18 protein-coding genes and 3 pseudogenes are annotated in these 20,269 nt (G+C 39.7%); 14 read left to right on the top strand and 7 right to left on the bottom strand.

Annotation, left to right across the window (positions count from 1 at the left end; genetic code table 11):
• Positions 1 to 174: pseudogene (locus ACE1B6_RS30045) on the bottom strand (RNA-guided endonuclease TnpB family protein); the annotation flags it as partial.
• Positions 175 to 515: 341 nt separating this feature from the next.
• Here ACE1B6_RS30045 and ACE1B6_RS06595 point away from each other — a divergent pair.
• From ACE1B6_RS06595 to ACE1B6_RS06580, 4 genes are all read left to right on the top strand, one after another.
• The gene (locus ACE1B6_RS06595) at positions 516 to 827 is read left to right on the top strand and encodes a hypothetical protein (RefSeq protein WP_413256451.1); all 312 of its coding nucleotides are present in this window, start codon (positions 516 to 518) and stop codon (positions 825 to 827) included.
• Positions 828 to 979: 152 nt separating this feature from the next.
• Positions 980 to 2,707: a succinate dehydrogenase/fumarate reductase flavoprotein subunit gene (locus ACE1B6_RS06590; RefSeq protein WP_413256450.1), complete on the top strand. Its 1,728-nt coding sequence runs from the start codon at positions 980 to 982 to the stop codon at positions 2,705 to 2,707.
• Between the two features lie 515 nt (positions 2,708 to 3,222).
• Positions 3,223 to 3,825 carry a transposase gene (locus ACE1B6_RS06585; protein ID WP_413256449.1) on the top strand — a complete coding sequence of 201 codons (603 nt, stop codon included), beginning with the start codon at positions 3,223 to 3,225 and terminating at the stop codon, positions 3,823 to 3,825.
• Positions 3,826 to 4,079: 254 nt separating this feature from the next.
• Positions 4,080 to 4,850: a hypothetical protein gene (locus ACE1B6_RS06580; protein WP_413256448.1), complete on the top strand. Its 771-nt coding sequence runs from the start codon at positions 4,080 to 4,082 to the stop codon at positions 4,848 to 4,850.
• 89 nt (positions 4,851 to 4,939) lie between these two features.
• On the opposite strand, the gene ACE1B6_RS06575 is transcribed toward ACE1B6_RS06580, so the two are convergent.
• The gene (locus ACE1B6_RS06575) at positions 4,940 to 5,068 is read right to left on the bottom strand and encodes a hypothetical protein (protein ID WP_413256447.1); all 129 of its coding nucleotides are present in this window, start codon (positions 5,066 to 5,068) and stop codon (positions 4,940 to 4,942) included.
• Positions 5,069 to 5,110: 42 nt separating this feature from the next.
• Positions 5,111 to 5,284, bottom strand: a complete 174-nt coding sequence (locus ACE1B6_RS06570; RefSeq protein ID WP_413256446.1) for a hypothetical protein — start codon at positions 5,282 to 5,284, stop codon at positions 5,111 to 5,113.
• 249 nt (positions 5,285 to 5,533) lie between these two features.
• Between ACE1B6_RS06570 and dnaG the strand changes: the two genes are divergently transcribed.
• Positions 5,534 to 7,534, top strand: a complete 2,001-nt coding sequence (dnaG, locus tag ACE1B6_RS06565) for a DNA primase (RefSeq protein WP_413256445.1) — start codon at positions 5,534 to 5,536, stop codon at positions 7,532 to 7,534.
• Here the strand turns inward: dnaG and ACE1B6_RS06560 are convergent.
• Complete coding sequence (locus ACE1B6_RS06560) at positions 7,531 to 8,040, bottom strand: pentapeptide repeat-containing protein (protein WP_413256444.1); 510 nt, start codon at positions 8,038 to 8,040, stop codon at positions 7,531 to 7,533. The genes dnaG and ACE1B6_RS06560 overlap by 4 nt on opposite strands.
• 14 nt (positions 8,041 to 8,054) lie before the next feature.
• On the opposite strand from ACE1B6_RS06560, the gene ACE1B6_RS06555 reads away from it, so the two are divergent.
• Complete coding sequence (locus ACE1B6_RS06555) at positions 8,055 to 8,567, top strand: YraN family protein (protein WP_413256443.1); 513 nt, start codon at positions 8,055 to 8,057, stop codon at positions 8,565 to 8,567.
• A gap of 82 nt (positions 8,568 to 8,649) precedes the next feature.
• Here ACE1B6_RS06555 and ACE1B6_RS06550 read toward each other — a convergent pair whose 3' ends face one another.
• On the bottom strand, positions 8,650 to 9,039 hold the full coding sequence (locus ACE1B6_RS06550; RefSeq protein ID WP_413256442.1) for a hypothetical protein: 390 nt from the start codon (positions 9,037 to 9,039) through the stop codon (positions 8,650 to 8,652).
• 370 nt (positions 9,040 to 9,409) lie between these two features.
• Between ACE1B6_RS06550 and queA the strand changes: the two genes are divergently transcribed.
• Together queA and ACE1B6_RS06540 are read left to right on the top strand one after the other, a co-directional pair.
• Positions 9,410 to 10,543 carry a tRNA preQ1(34) S-adenosylmethionine ribosyltransferase-isomerase QueA gene (gene queA / locus ACE1B6_RS06545; protein WP_413256441.1) on the top strand — a complete coding sequence of 378 codons (1,134 nt, stop codon included), beginning with the start codon at positions 9,410 to 9,412 and terminating at the stop codon, positions 10,541 to 10,543.
• Between the two features lie 22 nt (positions 10,544 to 10,565).
• Positions 10,566 to 11,573, top strand: a complete 1,008-nt coding sequence (locus ACE1B6_RS06540) for a tetratricopeptide repeat protein (protein WP_413256440.1) — start codon at positions 10,566 to 10,568, stop codon at positions 11,571 to 11,573.
• Between the two features lie 28 nt (positions 11,574 to 11,601).
• On the opposite strand, the gene ACE1B6_RS06535 is transcribed toward ACE1B6_RS06540, so the two are convergent.
• Entirely contained in the window at positions 11,602 to 12,297 is a 696-nt protein-coding gene (locus tag ACE1B6_RS06535) for a potassium channel family protein (RefSeq protein ID WP_413256439.1), read from the bottom strand.
• Between the two features lie 68 nt (positions 12,298 to 12,365).
• Positions 12,366 to 13,700: a TrkH family potassium uptake protein gene (locus ACE1B6_RS06530; protein ID WP_413256438.1), complete on the bottom strand. Its 1,335-nt coding sequence runs from the start codon at positions 13,698 to 13,700 to the stop codon at positions 12,366 to 12,368.
• Between the two features lie 174 nt (positions 13,701 to 13,874).
• Here ACE1B6_RS06530 and ACE1B6_RS06525 point away from each other — a divergent pair, with 174 nt between their 5' ends.
• From ACE1B6_RS06525 to cobA, 6 genes and pseudogenes are all read left to right on the top strand, one after another.
• A complete protein-coding gene (locus ACE1B6_RS06525; protein ID WP_413256437.1) occupies positions 13,875 to 14,723 on the top strand; it encodes a methyltransferase domain-containing protein in 849 nt (282 codons plus the stop codon).
• A 259-nt stretch (positions 14,724 to 14,982) separates the two neighbouring features.
• Positions 14,983 to 15,957: a homogentisate phytyltransferase gene (locus ACE1B6_RS06520; protein WP_413256436.1), complete on the top strand. Its 975-nt coding sequence runs from the start codon at positions 14,983 to 14,985 to the stop codon at positions 15,955 to 15,957.
• Positions 15,950 to 16,102 (top strand): annotated as a pseudogene (locus ACE1B6_RS06515) (BBE domain-containing protein); the annotation flags it as partial. The gene ACE1B6_RS06520 and the pseudogene ACE1B6_RS06515, both read left to right, overlap by 8 nt.
• Before the next feature lie 274 nt (positions 16,103 to 16,376).
• Complete coding sequence (locus tag ACE1B6_RS06510; protein WP_413256434.1) at positions 16,377 to 16,907, top strand: peptidoglycan-binding domain-containing protein; 531 nt, start codon at positions 16,377 to 16,379, stop codon at positions 16,905 to 16,907.
• A gap of 232 nt (positions 16,908 to 17,139) precedes the next feature.
• Positions 17,140 to 18,636, top strand: coding sequence for a tetratricopeptide repeat protein (locus tag ACE1B6_RS06505; RefSeq protein ID WP_413256433.1), 1,497 nt, complete (start codon positions 17,140 to 17,142; stop codon positions 18,634 to 18,636).
• A 3-nt stretch (positions 18,637 to 18,639) separates the two neighbouring features.
• Positions 18,640 to 20,262, top strand: a pseudogene (gene cobA / locus ACE1B6_RS06500) (uroporphyrinogen-III C-methyltransferase).
• Positions 20,263 to 20,269 lie beyond the last annotated feature (7 nt).

The raw sequence follows: 20,269 nt of genomic DNA, 5'->3' as shown, positions 1-20,269 counted from the left end.
GTCTTTTGCTAAAACAGCGCAAACTTTCTGCAAGTCATTTCTTGTAGTTCCTTTGTTCTCCATCCAATATCTGACGCATTTGTTCCTGACAAATTGCGCCGTTCTGATGGCTTCTTCTAGCTTTTGGTATTGTTCGGGAGTGCCGCCCTTTAGCTTGGCTTCTACAACTAACATTTGTTTATCCTCGACCTTGGATTAGCTTCAGCTTAACACACTTTACCCATGAATGGTAGAATTAAACGTTGCTCCGCTTCTGAGGCGGGCTGGTCGGATTTCATCCCCCGTTACAACGTAGTTGTAACGGGGGCATTCATCCGACATTTTTAGGTAAATCATCTCCTTAATCTTCAGTAATAATTGTTACGTTTGCCTACTTGAATTAATTTTATTTCCTGACAAATCCCAACAAGTTGTAAAGTTATATTGCAAATATTTAAAAAAATATTGAAAAATAAACCAAACTCTAATCCAAACTTTAATGTAGAAATTTATAGCAATATTACGAGGATCAGATCATGGCGAATGAGATACAAAAGTATCGGATGGTTTGCACTCTTACCTTTGGCGATATTTACGGTCAAATAGTAGTTTGGTTAATTGTAATTTTCCTCTCTTTAGCTTCTGCTTTGGCATTATGGAGCACTAGTCGGCAAATTTATGCTTTAGCTGCTGTGGGATTAATTGTAGTTCTGTCTCTGCCTTTCTTACTTTTTGCTTTCGTCACGACTCTATTAAATCACATTGAATTTAAACCGATCGATGCCACAGAAAGTACACGCACTAGTCCGGTAAATATACCTAAACCGAAAACTGCTGAAGCTACTTGATCAAGGGGATTGGGGATTGGGGATTGGGGACTGGGAAAAAGTGCCATTACCCATTAGCAATAACAATCTATAAAGAATTTCCCTGCATTTTGTAGGGAATTTTTTTTGTGAGTAACCATAGATAAAGAGGAAATTTGAATTTAAAACTGAGAATGTTAGAACACGATGTCATTATTATTGGTGGGGGATTAGCTGGGTGTCGCGCCGCTGTGGAAATTGCCCGGACCGATCCAAAATTAAATGTAGCTGTAATCGCTAAAACTCACCCGATTCGTTCTCACTCTGTCGCTGCTCAAGGGGGTATCGCTGCAACTCTGAATAATGTAGACTTGGAGGATACCTGGAAAGCTCATGCTTTTGATACTGTCAAAGGTTCCGATTATTTAGCAGACCAAGATGCGGTAGAACTTCTCACTCGTGAAGCGCCAGATGTGCTGATTGACTTGGAACACATGGGCGTGTTATTCTCGCGGTTGCCTGATGGTCGCATCGCCCAACGTGCTTTTGGCGGACATTCCCATCGTCGCACCTGTTACGCTGCTGATAAAACAGGTCATGCAATTTTACATGAATTAGTTAATAACCTCCGTCGCTACGGGGTGCATATTTATGACGAATGGTATGTGATGCGGTTAATTTTGGAGGAAGGACAGGCGAAAGGCGTTGTCATGTACCGCATTCGGGATGGCGAGATGCAAGTTGCCCGTGCTAAAGCTATTATGTTTGCTACTGGTGGTTATGGTCGGGCTTTTAATACTACTTCTAATGACTATGCCTCGACGGGTGATGGTTTGGCAATGTCTGCTTTGGCGGGTGTTCCGTTGGAAGATATGGAGTTTGTCCAGTTTCACCCGACTGGTTTGTATCCGGTAGGTGTGTTAATTTCAGAAGCAGTGCGAGGCGAGGGTGCTTATTTAATTAATTGTAATGGCGATCGCTTCATGGCAACCTACGCCCCTAGCAGAATGGAACTCGCTCCTCGTGATATTACCTCAAGAGCGATCGGTTTGGAAATTCGTGCTCTTAGAGGTATCCATCCTGATGGTAGCTGCGGAGGGCCTTTTGTCTTCTTGGATTTGCGACACATGGGAAGGGAAAAAATCATGAGTCGCATTCCTTTTGCTTGGGAAGAAGCACATCGATTATTAGGAATTGATGCTGTAGAAAAACCGATGCCTGTGCGTCCCACTGCACATTATTCAATGGGTGGAATTCCGGTTAATACTGATGGTCAAGTTCGCAGTAGTGCTGATAGTTTGGTAGAAGGTTTCTTTGCTGCGGGTGAAGCTGCTTGTGTTTCCGTTCATGGTGCGAATCGTTTAGGAAGTAATTCGTTATTAGAATGTGTTGTATATGGCAGAAGAACTGGGGCGGCGATCGCACAATACGTCCAAAATCGGAAACTCCCCGAACTCGACGAAAGACCATATTTAGCCCAAGCAAAACAACAAATTCAATCGCTTTTTGAGCAAAAGGGAGAAATCAGAATTGGCAAATTACGCCAAACTTTCCAAGATTGCATGACTCAATATTGTGGCGTATTTCGCACTTCGGAATTGATGCAAGAAGGATTAAACCAATTGCAACAGTTAAAAGCACAATACGACAATATTTATCTTGACGATAAAGGGACAGTTTGGAATACGGAAATTATGGAAGCGATCGAACTTCGGAGCTTGATGATTGTGGGAGAATTAATCTTATCATCTGCCTTAAACCGTCAAGAAAGTCGCGGTGCTCATTATCGCGAAGATTTTCCCGAAAGAGATGATAGCAACTTCCTCAAACATACCTTAGCTTACTATTCTCCTGCTGGCGTTGATATCCAGTATAAACCTGTAAGCATCACCATGTTTGAACCCCAAGAAAGGAAGTATTAATTTTCTTGTTGGTGGCATAAATCGGGGCAGGTTTTGTTTATAGGTTATCTGTTTTACCCCAGATATATCTGCTAAACCTGCCCCTACAAATACATCACAACAACGTACTTTTTTCAACCCGCATATTTCACAATTAACCGGACACAAAAACAACAATCAATACCAATGTAGGGGCGGGTTTAGCCAAAAGCTTTAAATACCCAGAAATAAGATAGAAATCAAAACCCGCCCTTCCCGATTTTTTAGTGAAAATACTTAGCTGCGATACGATCTTCAGTTAAATCACTTTAACTATATAATTCTCTTAATTTTCTATTTAAAAGTTTCCGCAAAATCCGATAAATATCAAGCCAAATTAGCCCACAGAATCGTTATTTTGGCAAATTATATTGACTCAATGAATTTCCGATGAAAATTCTTAAATTTGCGGCGACAAGTTGATAAATTATGGGAGTAGATATTTTGGATTAATTACAAACACAACCGATAAATGACAACTGAAATAACACCAACCTATGAAATACGACCCAGCTAAACATCATCGTCGTTCGATTCGCCTGCAAGGATACGATTATTCTCAGGCTGGTGCATATTTTATCACAATTTGTACATGGCAACGGGAATGTTTATTCGGTGAAATTGTTAATGGCGAAATGCAGTTAAATTCTTGGGGAGAAACTGTGAAATTACATTGGCATAATTTGCCCAAACATCACGATCATTTAGAATTAGATGAATTTGTCATCATGCCCAATCATCTGCATGGCATTATCGTATTAATCAATTACAATTCTGGACAAAATTTTGTAGGGGCGGGTTTAGCAGATATCTCTGGCAAAAAACAGATAACTTCCCAACAAAACCCGCCCTCCCCAATGTTACAACCACAAAACCAACCTAAAAAATTACCAGAAATTCTGCGGGGATTCAAAACATTTTCTGCGCGTCGGATTAATCAAATGCGTCGTACCTCTGGTGTACCTGTATGGCAGCGCAATTATTACGAACATATCATTCGTAATGAAGAATCTTTAGAGTGTATTCGCCAATATATTATGAATAATCCTCTTTCCTGGGAATTGGATCAATTACATCCTAATAATCCATCCAAATGGTAATAGATATGATAATTATTGGTGGCATAAATCGGAGCAGGTTTTGTTTATAGGTTATCTGTTTTACCCTAGATATATCTGCTAAACCTGCCCCTACAAATAAATTTAGGTGTGTTAGTGCGATCGCAAAGCGATATGTAACATTATCGCCTCACCCAAATTGAATGTGAAACCTCTAAAACCGTCACATCCCAACGATTATTATTTTTATAATTAGCCAAAATCGAGGCAATAAACCATTTTTTTAGGTGACTGAAATGTATTATAGTGTCATCAGTATTAATGTTGGCATAGTTTTTTCAGTATTGTTAGTTTTTGGGATTTTAAAATGGTTACAAATTCCTACAGGGAGTTTTCTTGATTGGGTAATTGCTGTAGCTATTTTTGAATGGTTATTAGCAATTGTTACTATTCCTTGGAATATCCATTTTGAAGCTAAAGAAGTAATTTCCGAAGCAGCAGATTCAGCGGAAAAGGGAATTAAAATTGAGCAAAAACAAGTTAATTATGCTCAAGTTGTGGCTAAGCGATCGCTCTTTCTCGCCATTACTCTACATCTAATTTCAGCGATCGGCTTTTATACTTTAGCAGTTTTGGGGATTAGTGCGATCGGTTATTTAGGTTCTGCTGCTGCTTTATTATTGACAATTTTACGTCCTGCAATTCGCGCTTATCAATATTTAGCCGCCAGATTAACCATGATTCGCCAACAAGTCAAATATCCCCGTGAAGATATTTTAGAATTGCGGAATAGTTTTAACGAATTAAAAACGACTGTGCAAAGAATTGAGGAAAATTTAAATCCAGAACATCCCGATTCTTGGGTAGCTAAACAACAAAGACAATGGGAAGCAACACGCCATGATTTAAACCGCATTGCTGCTAATTTGGAAGAATTAAAAGCTACTAATTTAGCTGAACATAACAGGTTATCGCGAGAAGCAGAACAAGCGATCGCTCAACTTTCCACCGATGGACAATTTCTCGATCATGTCCGGGAAATTATTCGCTTTTTCAAGTCAGCTTAAGCTATCCTAAACTACTTATTACTAATCCAAAATGATTGATTCCCGGAAATATTTTCCAATTCCGGGAATCATCTTCCAAAAATGCTGTACTATAATCCGAAAGCTACGTATTGAAGATTTTGTTGGCTTTCTTTCTTCTCTGAATCTCTAACAGAGGCAGTTTTTTCTAATTCTGGTTTTTGAGCCAAAGTCATGTAAATATAAGCTAGGAATTCCATAATTTAACCTCGCAAATTTTTTAGTTTGATACAACAGGGAAATTAGACGGCAGTTACCAGAGTATAAATATCAGATTCCTCTCGCCAGAACTTTCTGGAATCGGAAGCGATCGGATAGATAGGATTACTGAATGTCAGGTTGAGACTTTTCCCTACTTTTACCGATCGATTCTCAACCTGTTTAAATTGTCTAAATATAGATACACCTACTAACATCTGCTTTCGGGAAAGTTTTCCTCAATTTTTACTCTGGCAACCACAAGATTATCTATGTTTGCTTAAAGATATAGTATATTTTCCCAACTTTCAGTTACTTTTGAGACAATTATTAACTATTACAGTAGTACTACTTAAGTAATTCAACTGAGAAAAAGTTAAATATTCATTAAACATGATGATTTATAATAGAACTTTGAGCCTCGATCGCTACTGCGATCTTCAGCAGCCACTAGATCAACCCCACCGATGCAAATTCCTCGCCTGCATCCAGACACGATCGAACAAGTGAAACAACGGGCTGATATCGTCGAAATCATCTCGGAAAAAGTTGTTTTACGCAAACGTGGCAAAGATTTCCAAGGTTTATGTCCATTTCATGACGAAAAATCTCCCAGTTTTAGCGTTAGTCCCCACAAGCAAATGTATTATTGCTTCGGTTGTCAAGCTGGGGGAAATGTAATTACTTTTCTCATGGAATTGGAAAAGCAATCTTTTGCTGATGTGGTGCTAAATTTGGCGCGACGCTATTCCATACCAGTGCAAACATTGGAACCGGAACAACGTCAAGAACTGCAACGCCAACTAACTTTAAGAGAGCAATTATTTGAAATTCTTGCAGTAACAGCGGCGTTTTATCAACACGCTTTACATCAACCTTCAGGAAAAGCAGCTTTAGAATATTTGCGATCGGAACGGCAATTAAATGATGAAACAATCCAAAAGTTTCAGTTAGGTTATGCACCTGCGGGATGGGAAACTCTTTATCGATACTTGGTAGAACAAAAGAAGTTTTCGGTTCAATTGGTAGAACAAGCCGGATTAATTCGTCGGCGCAAGGAATCGCAAATTAGCTATTATGATTATTTTCGCGATCGCCTAATCATTCCCATTCACGATATTCAAGGTAGAGTTATCGGTTTTGGTGGCAGAACTCTCACCGACGAACAACCAAAATATCTCAACTCTCCCGAAACTCCACTATTTAATAAAGGTAAAACTCTCTTTGCTTTGGATCGGGCGAAAGATGCTATTTCTAAACAAGATTTAGCCGTGGTAGTGGAAGGGTATTTCGATGCGATCGCACTCCACGCCGCGGGAATTACTAACGCCGTTGCTTCTTTGGGAACTGCTTTAAGTTTAGACCAAGTGAAACTACTTTTACGTTACAACGAATCCAAAGAATTAGTTTTAAATTTTGACGCTGACAAAGCTGGGAATACCGCAGCACAAAGAGCAATTTCCGAAATCGCTAACTTAGCTTATCGGGGAGAAATTCAACTCCGCATTCTCAACCTTCCCAATGGCAAAGATGCCGACGAATATTTAAAAACCTATTCAGTTGAAAAATACCAAAATTTATTAACTGATGCACCTTTATGGTTAGATTGGCAAGTTGAACAATTATTAGCAGGTAAAGACCTCAGACAGGCTAATCAATATCAGCAAGTCGCTGAAGAAATAGTGAAAATCCTTAGTAGTATTATTGACGATAATCAGCTAACTCACTATGTTAATCAATGCGCCGAACGTTTGAGTAAAGGCGATTCTCGGCAAATTCCCTTAATTTCTGAAAATCTTCTCAGCAAAATTATTCAACATTGGAAAGCAGTATGGCGCGATAATAAATCAGTACAAATGCCCTTATTAGTAACGCGAATGGTTCAGGGTAATTATCCTCAAGCAAAACCCCAACTTAGCATTGTTAAAAAGCAAACTAATGGCGCAGAAAAAATAGTTACAACCCAACGAGATGACCTTTTAAAAATCGCTGAAGCTTTATTATTACGCCTTTATATTCACTGTCCCGAATATCGGCAAGACATTATCGATCGCTTAGAAACCCATGAACTAGAATTTAGCTTTTCCCATCATCGGTTTTTGTGGCAACAAGTCAGGGAAATGGATATTAATTTAACTGCGGAAAATCTCATTTCCAAACTGCATGATAAAGCAGTGGAATTTCCTCAAGAAATGGCGCAAGCTTCCCGGCTATTTATTTTAGATGAAATGGCAGAGAAAGACTTGGAAAGAGCCGGGGAACTAATCAAAGCAGCGATCGCACGCATGGAACAAATTATGTGTGAAAAACAATCACGTCAATTTTTAGTACTCTTAGAAAAAACCGACTGTTCTACCGATCCAGAAATTCAGAAAAAATATTACCAAGAATTTCTGCATTATAAGCAACGGAGTATGGAATTAGAGCAACAATGCCAAGTTTCCATCTCCGATTTATTACAACTTTAAGGACACATTAAAGTTTCCCGAGTATCACGTCCGGTAACAGGATTAGTACCCGTAGCCATTTCACAAAGTAGTTCTAGCTGATCGTCCCGAAATAAAACATCAGTGAAATCAGCACCTTCAATATTGGCTCCATCAAACTTTGCATTGAAAGCAAAAGCACCTTCTAAAATTGCATCCTTCAAATTAGCTTTGGTAAAACGAGCAGTGGCGATCGTCGAGTAAGAAAGATCGGCACCTTCCAAATTAGCATATAAGAAACTAGCCCCATAAAGACTAACTCCCCGCAAATTTGCGTGGTTAAAGTCGCTACTGCGGAGATTGGCTTTAGTAAAGTTAGAATCAGTTAACTCTCGATTAGAGAAATCTGCGCCAACCAAAGCTTCGTTGGTATAATCCAAAGCTAAAACTGGGGTGGAAGCTCCCAGAAAAGTTACTAAGCAAATTACTACCCAGAGGCATAAACTAAGTAATAATCTGGAAATCCGCTTGTCTAGTCGAAAATTCATGCTGCTTAAAATTAATGGCGAATCGTTCAGTATCTAATTATCCCGATTTCGGTGCATTAGGAGAAGAGCTAGTTGCACAATGGTTGCAGGAGCAAGGTGGGAAGGTTCTGCATCGTCGCTGGCGCTGTCGTTGGGGAGAGTTAGACATCATCGCCGAAAAACAGCCCAATTTATTACTATTTGTGGAAGTTAAAACTCGCAGTCGCGGAAATTGGGATAGCGATGGTTTGTTATCTATTACTCCCCAAAAACAAGCTAAACTTTGGCAAACAGCACAATTATTTTTAGCTTCAGGGAATTTTGCCGATAAAATTTGTCGATTTGATGTAGCTTTAGTAACTTGCCAAAGGGTAAAAAATAATCTATCTCAACAAACCAATTCTAATTGTAGTGTTACTACTAATTATTCCGGCTTTAGCCCCCTAAAAAATACAGATGACTTTCTACAACAGCCAACTGTATTTTTTGCGGAATACCAACTCTTTTTGCAACACTATCTTGAGTCAGCACTAAACTTTGATTTCTAATTTGTCATCTATCAAAAGTCGTATATTCTAGAATTCAATCTTTAACTGATGACTGATGACAAATTATGGAAAATATTAGGGGTTAAGCCAAAGTTTCTGGGCAATATCCTAACCCATTGACGAATTGCTTACGGAATGTCTCAATTTCTTCTTTGTCTGGTCTACCATGAGACACGATCGCTACTTGGTAGCGGCGCATTACTTCAATAGGTGGTTCGCCTGCATCCAAACTCCAAAGTGCCATCTTCACACGCACTTCAGGTTGGTAGGGAATGCCTAATTCACTGAGATAAGCTCTAAAATTGCCGTCTAGATAAGAGTCTAGCGCCTTACTCATTTTTACTTTTATTACCCAGCCGTCAATTTGGTGTAGAACGGTTACAGAGTAAAGGGGAAGTTGGTTATTTTTGTGTAAGAAATCAACTACTCTTTGGGTCAGACTGGCGTTAGCTAAGAAGTACAGGTAATCCATAAGGTGTGCTTGGGGGCAAAGCAAATGCTACACCATATATTGTCACTAAAAAACAGAATTTATAGTAGGGTAAATCCCCCAAACATAGTTGGGTAGTTTTACCCAACTATGTACTAATATTTGTGGCTTTATTAAGATAATAAAATCAACTATCGCAAGGTAGAATTAAAACTTTACAAAACTACAAATATACGGCAATTATTACTCTCAGTCTGCATGAAAGTTGTTTAATTAGGAGCAAAATAAATTTGCTGATGATATATCATCAATATCTCATAATACTGGAAAAATTTCAAAATTTTTTCCAGTATGTAAAAGAAAAGTGATTTAACCGAGTTAAATTAATAACTATATCTGAACTAAATCAAGCATGAATCAGCCACAATCTCCATCCCTTTTATCTTTCAGTCCTGTTGAGGAAAGTCAGGAAGACCTGTTATTGTCTGCTTACGACTATCAACTTCCTGATGAACGCATCGCCCAAAATCCAGTAACACCGAGAGACAGCGCCCGCTTGTTGGTAGTTAACTCTCCTACACAGCACAGCCATCGCGTGTTTCGTGATTTGTTGGAATTGCTTCAGCCGGGAGATTTACTAGTGATGAATAACACCCGTGTAATTCCTGCGAGACTTTACGGACGTAAATCTACGGGAGCACCTGTAGAAGTTTTACTTTTAGAGGAACAAAAACATAATTGTTGGTTAGCTTTAGTAAAACCAGGTAGACGCTTACTACCTGGAGCCGAAATTCATTTTCAAGCAAAAAATTCTTCAGAAAGCCAACCAGATTTAATTTTAAGTGCAAAAATTTTAGCCAAGGATGAGGCTACAGGTGGACGAATTTTGCAATTTAGTTTACCGGAAAAAAAATCTTTGATTCCGCTTTTAGATCGGTTTGGTTATGTACCTTTACCTCCTTATATTAAAGATTCGCAATCTCTTCCCGAGCAGTATCAAACTGTTTATGCACAGACTCCGGGATCGGTAGCAGCCCCAACAGCTGGGTTACATTTTACGCCGGATTTATTGGCGAAATTAAGCGCCAAAGGAATTGAACAAACTTTTGTGACGTTACATATTGGAGTAGGTACTTTTCGTCCTGTGGAAGTGGAAAAGATTACCGAACACCAAATGCACGGGGAATGGGTGGAAATCCCAGAGGCTACAGTGGCAAAAATTCAGGAGACTAAAGCTAAAGGAGGTAGAATTATTGCGGTAGGAACGACAGCGGTACGTTCTTTAGAAGGAGCAGCGCAAAATGGGGAATTAAAGCCTTTTTGTGGGCAAACCAATTTGTTTATTTATCCCGGTTATAATTGGCGGGTGGTGGAGGGTTTGATTACTAATTTTCATTTACCTCGCTCTAGTTTAATGATGCTGGTTAGTGCTTTGTTGGGACGGAAACGGTTGTTATCTTTGTATGAAGATGCGATCGCCAAAAATTACCGCTTTTACTCTTTTGGTGATGCGATGTTGATTTTACCTGAAGCTAGAATGAATTAAAGGGAACAGGAAACAGGGAACTTTGAGAAACGCTATAGTTAACTCAAAATTCACCAATTTTGTCTACACTAAACTATCATTTTTCGATCGCGTGAATATGTTGAAACAAATCTTTTATAGTCATCTACTCGTTGTTGTTACCGCGGCGCTCTTCACACCGCTTGCTGTTGCTGAATCCGGTGTGAGTTCACCAAGAACTAAACAGCTGGTTCAAGGTGTTTATACTCAAGATTTAGAAGCAGCTGGTTATTTTCAACAAGGAGTTAACAATTATAATCAGGGAAATTTTGCCGCTGCTTTTTCGGCTTTTGAAAAAGCGATAGAACGTGACCCTAGTATTGCGATGGCTTATCATTATATGGGCAATGTCTTGTTAGGAAGAGGGCGGAATGTGGAAGCGATCGCCGAATATTCCAGAGCAATTCAATTAGATCCTTCTTTAGCAGAATCACATTACAATTTAGGCATAGCTTTGTATCGCCAAGATAGACTAGATGACGCGATCGTAGCTTACCAACGCTCTATTGCCATTAATCCCCGTAATCCTAATGCTTATTACAATATGGGCGTAGCATTGTATGAACAAAAACAGTTAAATGGCGCAATAGACGCTTATCGCCAAGCGATCGCACTTAGTCCGAAAAAGGTTAATGCTTGGTTGAATTTAGCGATCGCTTTAGAACAACAAGGAAACTTTGATGCAGCCATAGAAGCTTACGAAAAAGCCACCGATCTCGATCCTAAATTAGTTACAGCACAGAATAGTTTAGGGAATCTTTTAGTCAAACAAGATCGCTTCGGCGAAGCGATCGTCGCTTACCAAGAAGCAATTCGTCGTCAGCCAAAAGATCCCATCGCTCATTACAATTTAGGTATGCTGTTGTACCGAGAAGGTAACTTAGAAGATGCGCTATCACCTCTGAGAGAAGCTAGAGAAATTTATGAAGACCAAGGTAACAATGCGAAAGCCGCAGAACTTACCCAATTAATCAATCAAATTAAGCAAAGATTGGAAGCTCAGAAGAAATAAAACTCCAACTTTGTGAGCAAAACTTCAGTTAAATTGGTAGGCGATTGATATCTTTATTAGAACCAATCACTACCATTGCTGAACCCTTTTCTAGTCGCTTGTTGGGGTTAGGATTAATTTCAAACTTGCCATCATAACTGACAGCTAACATATTCACCCCGTAACGATTCCGCATTTGTAATTCTGCAATAGTTTTGCCATGAAACACATCGGGAATAATCAACTCTACAATACTATTTTCCCGATCTAAATCAAATCTTTCGATGATGTTTGGTTTAGTTAAACTTCGAGCTAAATCCCGTCCAGCTTCATGTTCGGGATAAACTACATGATCTGCACCAACTCGTTTTAATAATTTTACATGAACCTCAGAAGAAGCTTTCGCTACCACATGAGGAACACCAGCTTCCTTTAAATTTAGCGTGGTGATGATGCTTTCTTCCAAGTAATTCCCGATCGCCACTATTACCGTATCAAACTCATAAATTCCCGATTCCTTGAGTGCGGAAGCCTCAGTAGAATCTAGCTGTACCGCATGAGAAAGTAGCTGATCGGTTAATGCTTGCGATACTCTTTTTTCATCTCTATCTGTTCCCATTACTTCGTATCCCATTTTATACAAAGTCGAGCAGACAGCCCTACCGAAACGACCTAAACCAATTACCGCAAACTGGTTATTTCCCTTTCGTAAACTGCGAAAAAAATTCAAAGATGAAAGACTCATAAGTTATGGTGAATTTGAATTGGTGACTATTACTTTTTAGGGTAACTAATGTATTGACAATAGAAACATTATCCCACTAAAAGAGTTTCTTCTGGATAACGAACTGAAGTAGGGCGGTAATCTCCTAAAATCGCTGCCATAAATAGTAAAACTCCTACCCGACCGATGTACATAGTAAAAATTAAAACTACCTTGGCAACGATCGAGAGTTTAGCAGTAATTCCTGTAGAAAGACCGACAGTAGCAAAAGCGGAAACAACTTCAAACAGAATGGCGATAAAATTTATTTCGGGATCGCTGAGGGAAATTAAAATTGTGGAAAGGATCACTGTAGCAACTGAACCGATCAGCACACCGATCGCTTTTAAAATTAAGGTAATTGCTACCTCGCGTTGATACAAAATAACCTCTTCTTGACCTTGTAAAATCGATTTTGTGGCACTGGCGAGAACGCGCACAGTTGTAGTTTTGATTCCCCCGCCCGTACCTCCCGGACTAGCACCAATAAACATCAGCGCAATAGTTAAAAATAACCCGGCTGTAGTCATTTTCCCAATATCAATAGTATTAAATCCGGCAGTTCGGGGAGTTACTGATTGAAACCAAGCATTAAGCAATTTATGCCCGAAATTCAGAGAACCAAAAGTTTCTGGATTTTTCCATTCGATAAAAAAGAACGCAACTGTACCAAATGCTAAAAGTACGATCGTTGTACTCAAAGCAACTTTAAAATTTAAAGAGAATCTAAGACAGACTTTTTTACCTTGGAGGCGATCGCGCAACCACAAATAAAGCTCAAAAATTACCTGATAACCAATTCCGCCAAAAATAATCAATGTCGTCACTACCAAAACTAACCAAACCGAAGTTTGATAGCCCACAAAACTGTCACTAAATAAACTAAAACCCGCATTATTCCAAGAATTGACACTATGAAAAACTGACAACCACAAAGCTTGACCTGAACTATAATCGCGACTAAATACAGGCATTAACAAGAAAACTCCTGTAATCTCAAAAATTATCGTAGTCGCGATAATTGAACGAATTAATTGGGGCGTTTCCTGCAATCCGGGGCGATCCATTGCTTGTTGAATTGCCATTTTATGTCGTAAATCAAACCTTCGTCCGACCAACAAAATTAAAAAAGTTGTCGTTGTCATATAACCCAATCCGCCAATTTGGATTAAGGTTAATAAAAACAACTGTCCCCAAAAAGAAAAATAAGTTCCTGTATCTTCCACAGCTAACCCAGTCACACAAACCGCAGAAGTAGCTGTAAACAATGCCACAATGGGATCGTTCCAATTCCCACTACTAGTCGAAAAAGGCATCATTAATAAGAGAGTTCCAACCGTGATGACAGCGATAAAACCTAAACAAATCGTTCTAGATATGGTCATGGAGTGTTTACTTAGTAGTCTTTTTGCAGCTTACTGCTTTGTGAGTACTTTTTTCTCTACCTAGTTAACACAGAAATGCTAACTTTCGGAAATTTTCCCTTCTTTCTGCATTTCTTGACCTCCTCTGTTAGGCTAATTTTTAATGTTACAGAACTTAACACAGAGAAATTTTCTATGTCATCTAGCCTCAATCAACGAATTCAGGAATTTTACGACGCTTCTTCTGGACTTTGGGAAAAAGTGTGGGGCGAACACATGCACCACGGTTACTATGGTTCCGAAGGAAACATCAAAAAGGAACGTCGTCAGGCGCAAATTGATTTAATTGAAGAACTCCTGAAATGGTCGGGAATCCAGCAAGCGGAGAAAATTCTGGATGTTGGTTGCGGAATTGGCGGTAGTTCGTTATATTTGGCGCAAAAATACAATGCTAAGGCTACAGGAATCACCCTGAGTCCGGTTCAGGCGGCGAGGGCGAAAGAACGGGCGGCGACAGCCGGAATGAGTGAAAAAACCGAGTTTTTGGTTGCTGATGCTTTGCAAATGCCTTTTGCCGATGATTCTTTTGACTTTGTTTGGTCAATGGAAAGTGGCGAACACATGGCAGATAAAGAGCAATTTTTACGGGAATGTTATCGGGTTTTAAAACCAGGTGGAACTTTTTTAATGGCTACTTGGTGTCATCGTCCAACTATGTCACCGAATCAGCCTTTAACAGCTGATGAACAACAACATTTGGCGGAAATTTATCGAGTTTATTGTTTACCTTTTGTGATTTCTTTGCCAGAATATGAAGCGATCGCCAAAAACCTATCTTTCCAAAACATTTACACCGCAGATTGGTCAAAAGCTGTCGCCCCTTTTTGGAATGTTGTCATTGATTCAGTATTTAATTTAGAAGCCATAATTGGCTTAATACTTTCCGGTTGGAGTACTATTCAAGGTGCAATGTCCTTGGGATTAATGCAGCGGGGATATGAACGCGGATTGATTAGATTCGGCTTACTCTGTGGCAACAAATAAACTTTAACCTCAAACCTTTCCTTGAGGAGATCTCCCTAAATCCCCCTTACAAAAGGGGGACTTAAACTAAAATTTACCCCCTTGGGAAGGCGGGTTAGGATGGATCGGTCATCTATAACAAACTTTTAGTTAATTGAAATTTACTTACTTAAAAACTTATATTTTAACAGAATTAATTCTGAATTAAAACCTCGCTTAGAAGTTATTTTTTAATTATAATTTAGATTAAAATCAAGCGGGAAACCTGATTGAGCAGATTATGAAAGAAACTTGGCAAAAAGCTTACTCATTTTCTAATGTTGCGATTGATTCCACAAGCACACAGTCGGAAAAACCTTGGTTTTATCCCTATTGGAAATTTTCCCGACCTCACACTGTCATTGGGACTACTTGCAGTGTAGTTGGGCTGTATTTAATGGCGATCGCCTCCGTAAATCATAACATTAACTTATCCCTAATCTGGCAATTACTAGGCGCTTGGGTTGCTTGTCTTGGCGGCAATATTTACATCGTCGGGTTAAATCAATTAGAAGATGTAGAAATCGACAAAATTAATAAACCACACTTACCTTTAGCATCAGGAGAATTTACGCGAAAGCAAGCTATATTAATTATCAGCATTTCAGCAATATTAGCAATATTAATCGCTGGATTAATGGGGCCATTTCTCCTGGGAATGGTGGGAATTAGTTTAGCCATTGGTACAGCTTATTCCTTACCACCAATTCGCTTAAAGCGGTTTCCTTTTTGGGCAGCGATTTGTATTTTTACAGTTAGAGGAGCGATCGTCAACTTAGGACTATTCTTGCATTTTCGTTGGGTGTTAAAAGCTAATCAAGAAATCACCCCAGAAGTTTGGGCATTAACCTTATTTATTTTAGTGTTTACGGTAGCGATCGCCATCTTCAAAGACATCCCCGACCTCGAAGGCGACAAACAATACAACATTACCACCTTCACCATTCAACTAGGACAAAAAACCGTCTTTAACCTCTCCCTCTGGTTACTAACAACCTGCTACTTAGGGATAGTAATTGCTGGAATTTTGTGGCTACCTTCAATTAACACAAAATTCTTAGTCATCACTCATCTGTTCGCACTCGGATTACTTTGGTGGCAGAGTAGAAAAGTAGATTTACAAGATAAGATGGCGATCGCCAAATTCTATCAATTTATCTGGAAACTATTCTTCCTAGAATATCTCCTATTTCCCCTAGCTTGCCTGAGCAGGTAAAACCTATGTGAATTTTATGATGGACGAAGGGCAGGAACGAATTCAGGCAACTTATCGCGATAACTACGATCGCTTAGTTGCAATTAAAACCAAGTACGATCCAGGTAATCTTTTCCGACTTAATCAGAACATCAAGCCATCTTGAGATAATGCACAATAAACGGTTTAAAGATGGCGATCGTGCCGACAGCAGCAGATAATGCGGCTGTCTTTTGTCTTAGCTGCCAAAATTTTCATTCTTAAAGCTGGTATTTGCTTAGTAAAACTACTAGAGTAAATATAGAGAAAAGTAGCCGTTTTCTCTCTAGAGATAGAGACTTTTCCCAAGCAAAACTTTAACAACACAACGGAATATCATACTTTACAGCCTTGTGCTGCTCAAAAAACATGAAGTAAAACCTACGGCGGAGGTGACTACAATGACTTTGAATCAGAAAATTACAGATACCGCCTGTGATGCGGCGTTTACAGGGAAAGAAATCCATCCTTGGGATTCTGGCCCTGTAGTAGCGGAGTTGCAAGGGCTGTTACGCGCTCACGGTTACACGATTAGAATTATTGACGGAGACTTCGGTAGTCTTACAGAAGCAGCTGTCCGGTCATTTCAAAAAAAACACGGCTTAAGAATTAATGGCGTAGTTGGGCCACAAACCTGGGCGGCATTAAAATCCACTGTACAGCCAGGAACTCGTGTCCTCAGACTAGGTTACACTGGCAATGATGTCTATGAATTACAAGGATTGTTGCAAGTCAACGGTTATGAAGTCAGCCGAACCGGAATATTTGACCGGAAGACTAAATTAGCGATTAAGGACTTTCAACAAAAACATAAATTAAAAGATAACGGCATCGTTAATAGCATCACTTGGACATTATTACGCGGTGGCTACCCTCAGCCTACTCCTCCTAAAGAACCTTTTTGGTTGCCAAGTTTCCTGAAATGGCGCTGAAAGGGAGAGGTGGGGAGATGGGGAAGTTTATTAACTCAAAACTCTGTGTTGGTGGGTTTTGTTGTTAAGTTTTCTGTTGTGAGTATAAATTTACCTGCTCTTACCCGCCCCTACAATTCAAAACTCTCCCCACCTCCCCACCTCCCCACCTCCCTACCTCCCCCTTCTGCCTGAATTTGACTTGAACGCTTAAACTAGGCTAAGAGCTACTAGTTAACACCTTTGTTTAAGAATGTCTGAAAAACACAAGTCTATTCACCTGTTGCTGATTACTGTACTTTGTTTTGGGTTTGCGGCTTTTGGTTGTTCTTCTTCGCCGTCGAACTCTACAAATACAACGAATGGAACCTCAACTCAGCAACCTACTACTTCAGCTGCTACAACACCTGTTCCGAGTACTGTTCCGGCTGCGGAGAATACGCCTAGTACTATTCAAGCTAGTCCAGCTACAAGTAATGCTACTTCAGCTTTAGAAAGTTTGGCTGGGATTAGCCAACCCAGTAATCCAACTAATATTGGTCAATCAACTATTGGTCAATCAACTAATATTGAGCAACCAACTACAACAGCTGCGACACCTGCGCCGGGAAGTGCGGCTGATTGGTATCAAAAAGGAATTGCTAGTGTTCAACAAGGGGATGTGAAAAGTGCGGAAGAATTTTGGCGGAAGTCTATTGAATTAGATCCAAAAAATCCAGAAGTTCATGCTAATTTGGGGGTGCTGTTGCAGCGTCAGGGTAAGTTGGAAGAAGCGAGTTCTCAATATCGGGAAGCTTTGCGTTTGAAGTCTGATGATGTGGAAACAGTGATGAAGTTGGCGATGGCTTTGGGTCAACAAAAAAAGTTTGATGAGTCGATCGCACAATCACAAACAGCTATTCGTCTCAAGCCAGATTTAGCACCTGCTCACATGATATTAGCCGCAGCTTTATCGGAACAGGGTAAGCCCGATCTAGCTATAGAAAGTTTGAAAAAAGCTCAGGATTTATGGAAGAAACAAGGGCAAACAGAACAAGCTGCGGGTGTGCAAGTTCAGTTGGCTAGTTTGTTAGGAAAACAAGGCAAGTTTGATGAGGCTAGTACTCAAATTAAGCAAGCTATTGCTATCAAACCAGATTTTGCTCCGGCTCATATTTTGTTAGCGGAAGTTGCTTTACAACAGAATAGACCGCAGGAAGCTATAACTAGTTTACAAAAGGCGAGGGATTTATTTAAAAAACAAAAGCAAAATGACCAATTAGCAGCAACACAAATGCAGTTGGCGATGGTTTTGGGACGGCAAAAAAAATACACTGAAGCTAGTGCCCAAGCTAAAGAAGTGTTAAAGTTAAAGCCTGATTTTGCTCCGGCTTATTTGATATTGGCGGAAGTAGCAACGGTTCAAGGAAATAATAGTGAAGCGATCGCTAATTTACGCAAAGCTAAGGATCTTTTTAAAGCTAAGGGACAAACCGATCCGCAGTTAGATACTCAGTTGAAGTTGGCTTTCGCTTTAGGAAAAGAGAAGAAAATAGATGAGGCGATCGCTTTATCAAGAGATGCGATTAATCTCAAGCCGGATTTTGCTCCATCCCATTATGTTTTAGCAATTGGGTTGGCAGAAAAAGGACAAAAAAATGAGGCGATCGCTAGTTTGCAAAAAGCTAAAGAGTTATTTACCAGTCAGGGGAAAACTCAGGAAGCCCAAAGAATTGAAATGATGCTGCAACAACTCAGCGGAAAACTGTAATTTATGTCGATTGAAACAGGCAAAGTCTATATTGTTGGTGCTGGACCAGGTGATTTAGATTACCTGACAGTCCGAGCGCAAAAAGTTTTAATGCAAGCGGAAGTATTAGTTTATGATGCTTTAGTTGATGCCCAACTTTTGCAGTTAGTACCAACAAATTGTTGCCTGTTTGATGTGGGAAAACGGGGAGGGAAACCTAGCGCCAAACAAACAGAAATTAATTCTTTGTTAGTCGAACAATGTCAGCAAGGAAAACAGGTAGTCCGGCTAAAAAGTGGCGATCCGTTTATTTTTGGTCGCAGTACTTCGGAAATTCAAGCCTTGAAAAATTCTGGTTGTAATTTTGAAGTAATCCCAGGAATTTCTTCAGCTTTAGCAGCACCTTTATTAGCCGGAATTCCTTTGACCGATCCTGTGTTAAGTCGCTGTTTTGCCGTTTTCAGTGCCCATGAACCGGATGAGTTGGATTGGGAAGCAATTTCCCGGATCGAAACTTTGGTGATTTTAATGGGGGGAAGAAACCTTGATGAAATTGTGACTCGGTTGCTGAGGTTTGGGCGATCGGCAAAAACCCCCGTCGCGGTAATTCGCTGGGCGGGACATCCCGAACAACAAGTTTGGACAGCCGAACTGAGAAATGTAGTTCAGATGACTTTAGGTGTTTCTCTTTCACCAGCAGTAATAGTAATTGGTGAGGTTGTAGGGTTACACCCCTATTTGCAAAATATTGACTCAGATTATATATTTTGATAGCACATTCAGTTAAACTATCCAGTTATCAAGGTTTAATCTGGAAATATTAACAAGGTGAATCCTATTAACTCTGAACTTCCTTTAACAGGCACTACTATCTTAGTAACTCGTGCTGCTGGACAATCTAGCGAGTTTTGTCAATTGCTGCAACAGCAAGGTGCCATAGTGATGGAAATGCCAGCTTTGGAAATTACTCCTCCTTCGAGTTGGTTTGCTTTGGATGAAGCGATCGCTCAAATACATACTTTTAATTGGTTAATTCTCTCTTCAACTAACGGTGTAGATTACTTCTTTCAGCGATTGCAAGAAAAAGGACAAAATCCCCAAGTTTTAGAGAAAGTTAAAATTGCTGTGGTGGGGAAGAAAACAGCTGCATCTCTAGCAGAACATGGTTTATCTGCTGACTTTATTCCGCCTAATTTTATCGCCGATTCTTTAATAGAACATTTTCCTGAAGAATTACCAAACCAAAAGATTCTTTTTCCCAGAGTGGAAACGGGTGGGAGAGAAGTTTTAGTTCAAGAATTAACTGCTAAAGGTGCGGAAGTAGTAGAAGTTCCGGCTTATCAGTCTGGTTGTCCTAGTGCAATTCCACTGGAAGTTTTACAAGCATTAGAACAGCAAACTATAGATATCATTACCTTTGCTAGCTCCAAAACTGTACAATATTTTCATCAGTTAGTCAAAGATAATTTACCTTTAGATAGACTAGAAAAGGTTACTATTGCTTCAATTGGGCCCCAAACCTCGAAAACTTGTCAACAATTGTTAGGAAAAGTTGATGTAGAAGCAACAGAATATACCTTGTTGGGATTAACTGAAGCAATTGTTCGATGGGCAAAAAATCAGCAGATTATTGCCGATCGAAGCTAAGGTCATT

This window comes from Floridaenema fluviatile BLCC-F154 (assembly GCF_041929135.1).
Lineage (GTDB): Bacteria > Cyanobacteriota > Cyanobacteriia > Cyanobacteriales > Aerosakkonemataceae > Floridanema > Floridanema fluviatile.
The sequence above is the reverse complement of the archived record's forward strand: the minus strand, read 5'-3'. Positions and strand labels throughout refer to the sequence as shown.

Excerpts from the sequence above, each read along its gene's own strand:
- ACE1B6_RS06535 (WP_413256439.1), bottom strand. The coding sequence starts at position 12,297 with ATGAGTCTTTCATCTTTGAATTTTTTTCGCAGTTTACGAAAGGGAAAT.
- queA (WP_413256441.1), top strand. The coding sequence starts at position 9,410 with ATGAATCAGCCACAATCTCCATCCCTTTTATCTTTCAGTCCTGTTGAG.
- ACE1B6_RS06595 (WP_413256451.1), top strand. The coding sequence starts at position 516 with ATGGCGAATGAGATACAAAAGTATCGGATGGTTTGCACTCTTACCTTT.
- ACE1B6_RS06550 (WP_413256442.1), bottom strand. The coding sequence starts at position 9,039 with ATGGATTACCTGTACTTCTTAGCTAACGCCAGTCTGACCCAAAGAGTA.
- ACE1B6_RS06520 (WP_413256436.1), top strand. The coding sequence starts at position 14,983 with ATGAAAGAAACTTGGCAAAAAGCTTACTCATTTTCTAATGTTGCGATT.
- ACE1B6_RS06555 (WP_413256443.1), top strand. The coding sequence starts at position 8,055 with ATGGCGAATCGTTCAGTATCTAATTATCCCGATTTCGGTGCATTAGGA.
- ACE1B6_RS06510 (WP_413256434.1), top strand. The coding sequence starts at position 16,377 with ATGACTTTGAATCAGAAAATTACAGATACCGCCTGTGATGCGGCGTTT.
- ACE1B6_RS06525 (WP_413256437.1), top strand. The coding sequence starts at position 13,875 with ATGTCATCTAGCCTCAATCAACGAATTCAGGAATTTTACGACGCTTCT.
- ACE1B6_RS06590 (WP_413256450.1), top strand. The coding sequence starts at position 980 with ATGTTAGAACACGATGTCATTATTATTGGTGGGGGATTAGCTGGGTGT.
- ACE1B6_RS06530 (WP_413256438.1), bottom strand. The coding sequence starts at position 13,700 with ATGACCATATCTAGAACGATTTGTTTAGGTTTTATCGCTGTCATCACG.
- ACE1B6_RS06575 (WP_413256447.1), bottom strand. The coding sequence starts at position 5,068 with ATGGAATTCCTAGCTTATATTTACATGACTTTGGCTCAAAAACCAGAA.
- ACE1B6_RS06585 (WP_413256449.1), top strand. The coding sequence starts at position 3,223 with ATGAAATACGACCCAGCTAAACATCATCGTCGTTCGATTCGCCTGCAA.
- ACE1B6_RS06505 (WP_413256433.1), top strand. The coding sequence starts at position 17,140 with ATGTCTGAAAAACACAAGTCTATTCACCTGTTGCTGATTACTGTACTT.
- ACE1B6_RS06570 (WP_413256446.1), bottom strand. The coding sequence starts at position 5,284 with ATGTTAGTAGGTGTATCTATATTTAGACAATTTAAACAGGTTGAGAAT.
- dnaG (WP_413256445.1), top strand. The coding sequence starts at position 5,534 with ATGCAAATTCCTCGCCTGCATCCAGACACGATCGAACAAGTGAAACAA.
- ACE1B6_RS06560 (WP_413256444.1), bottom strand. The coding sequence starts at position 8,040 with ATGAATTTTCGACTAGACAAGCGGATTTCCAGATTATTACTTAGTTTA.
- ACE1B6_RS06580 (WP_413256448.1), top strand. The coding sequence starts at position 4,080 with ATGTATTATAGTGTCATCAGTATTAATGTTGGCATAGTTTTTTCAGTA.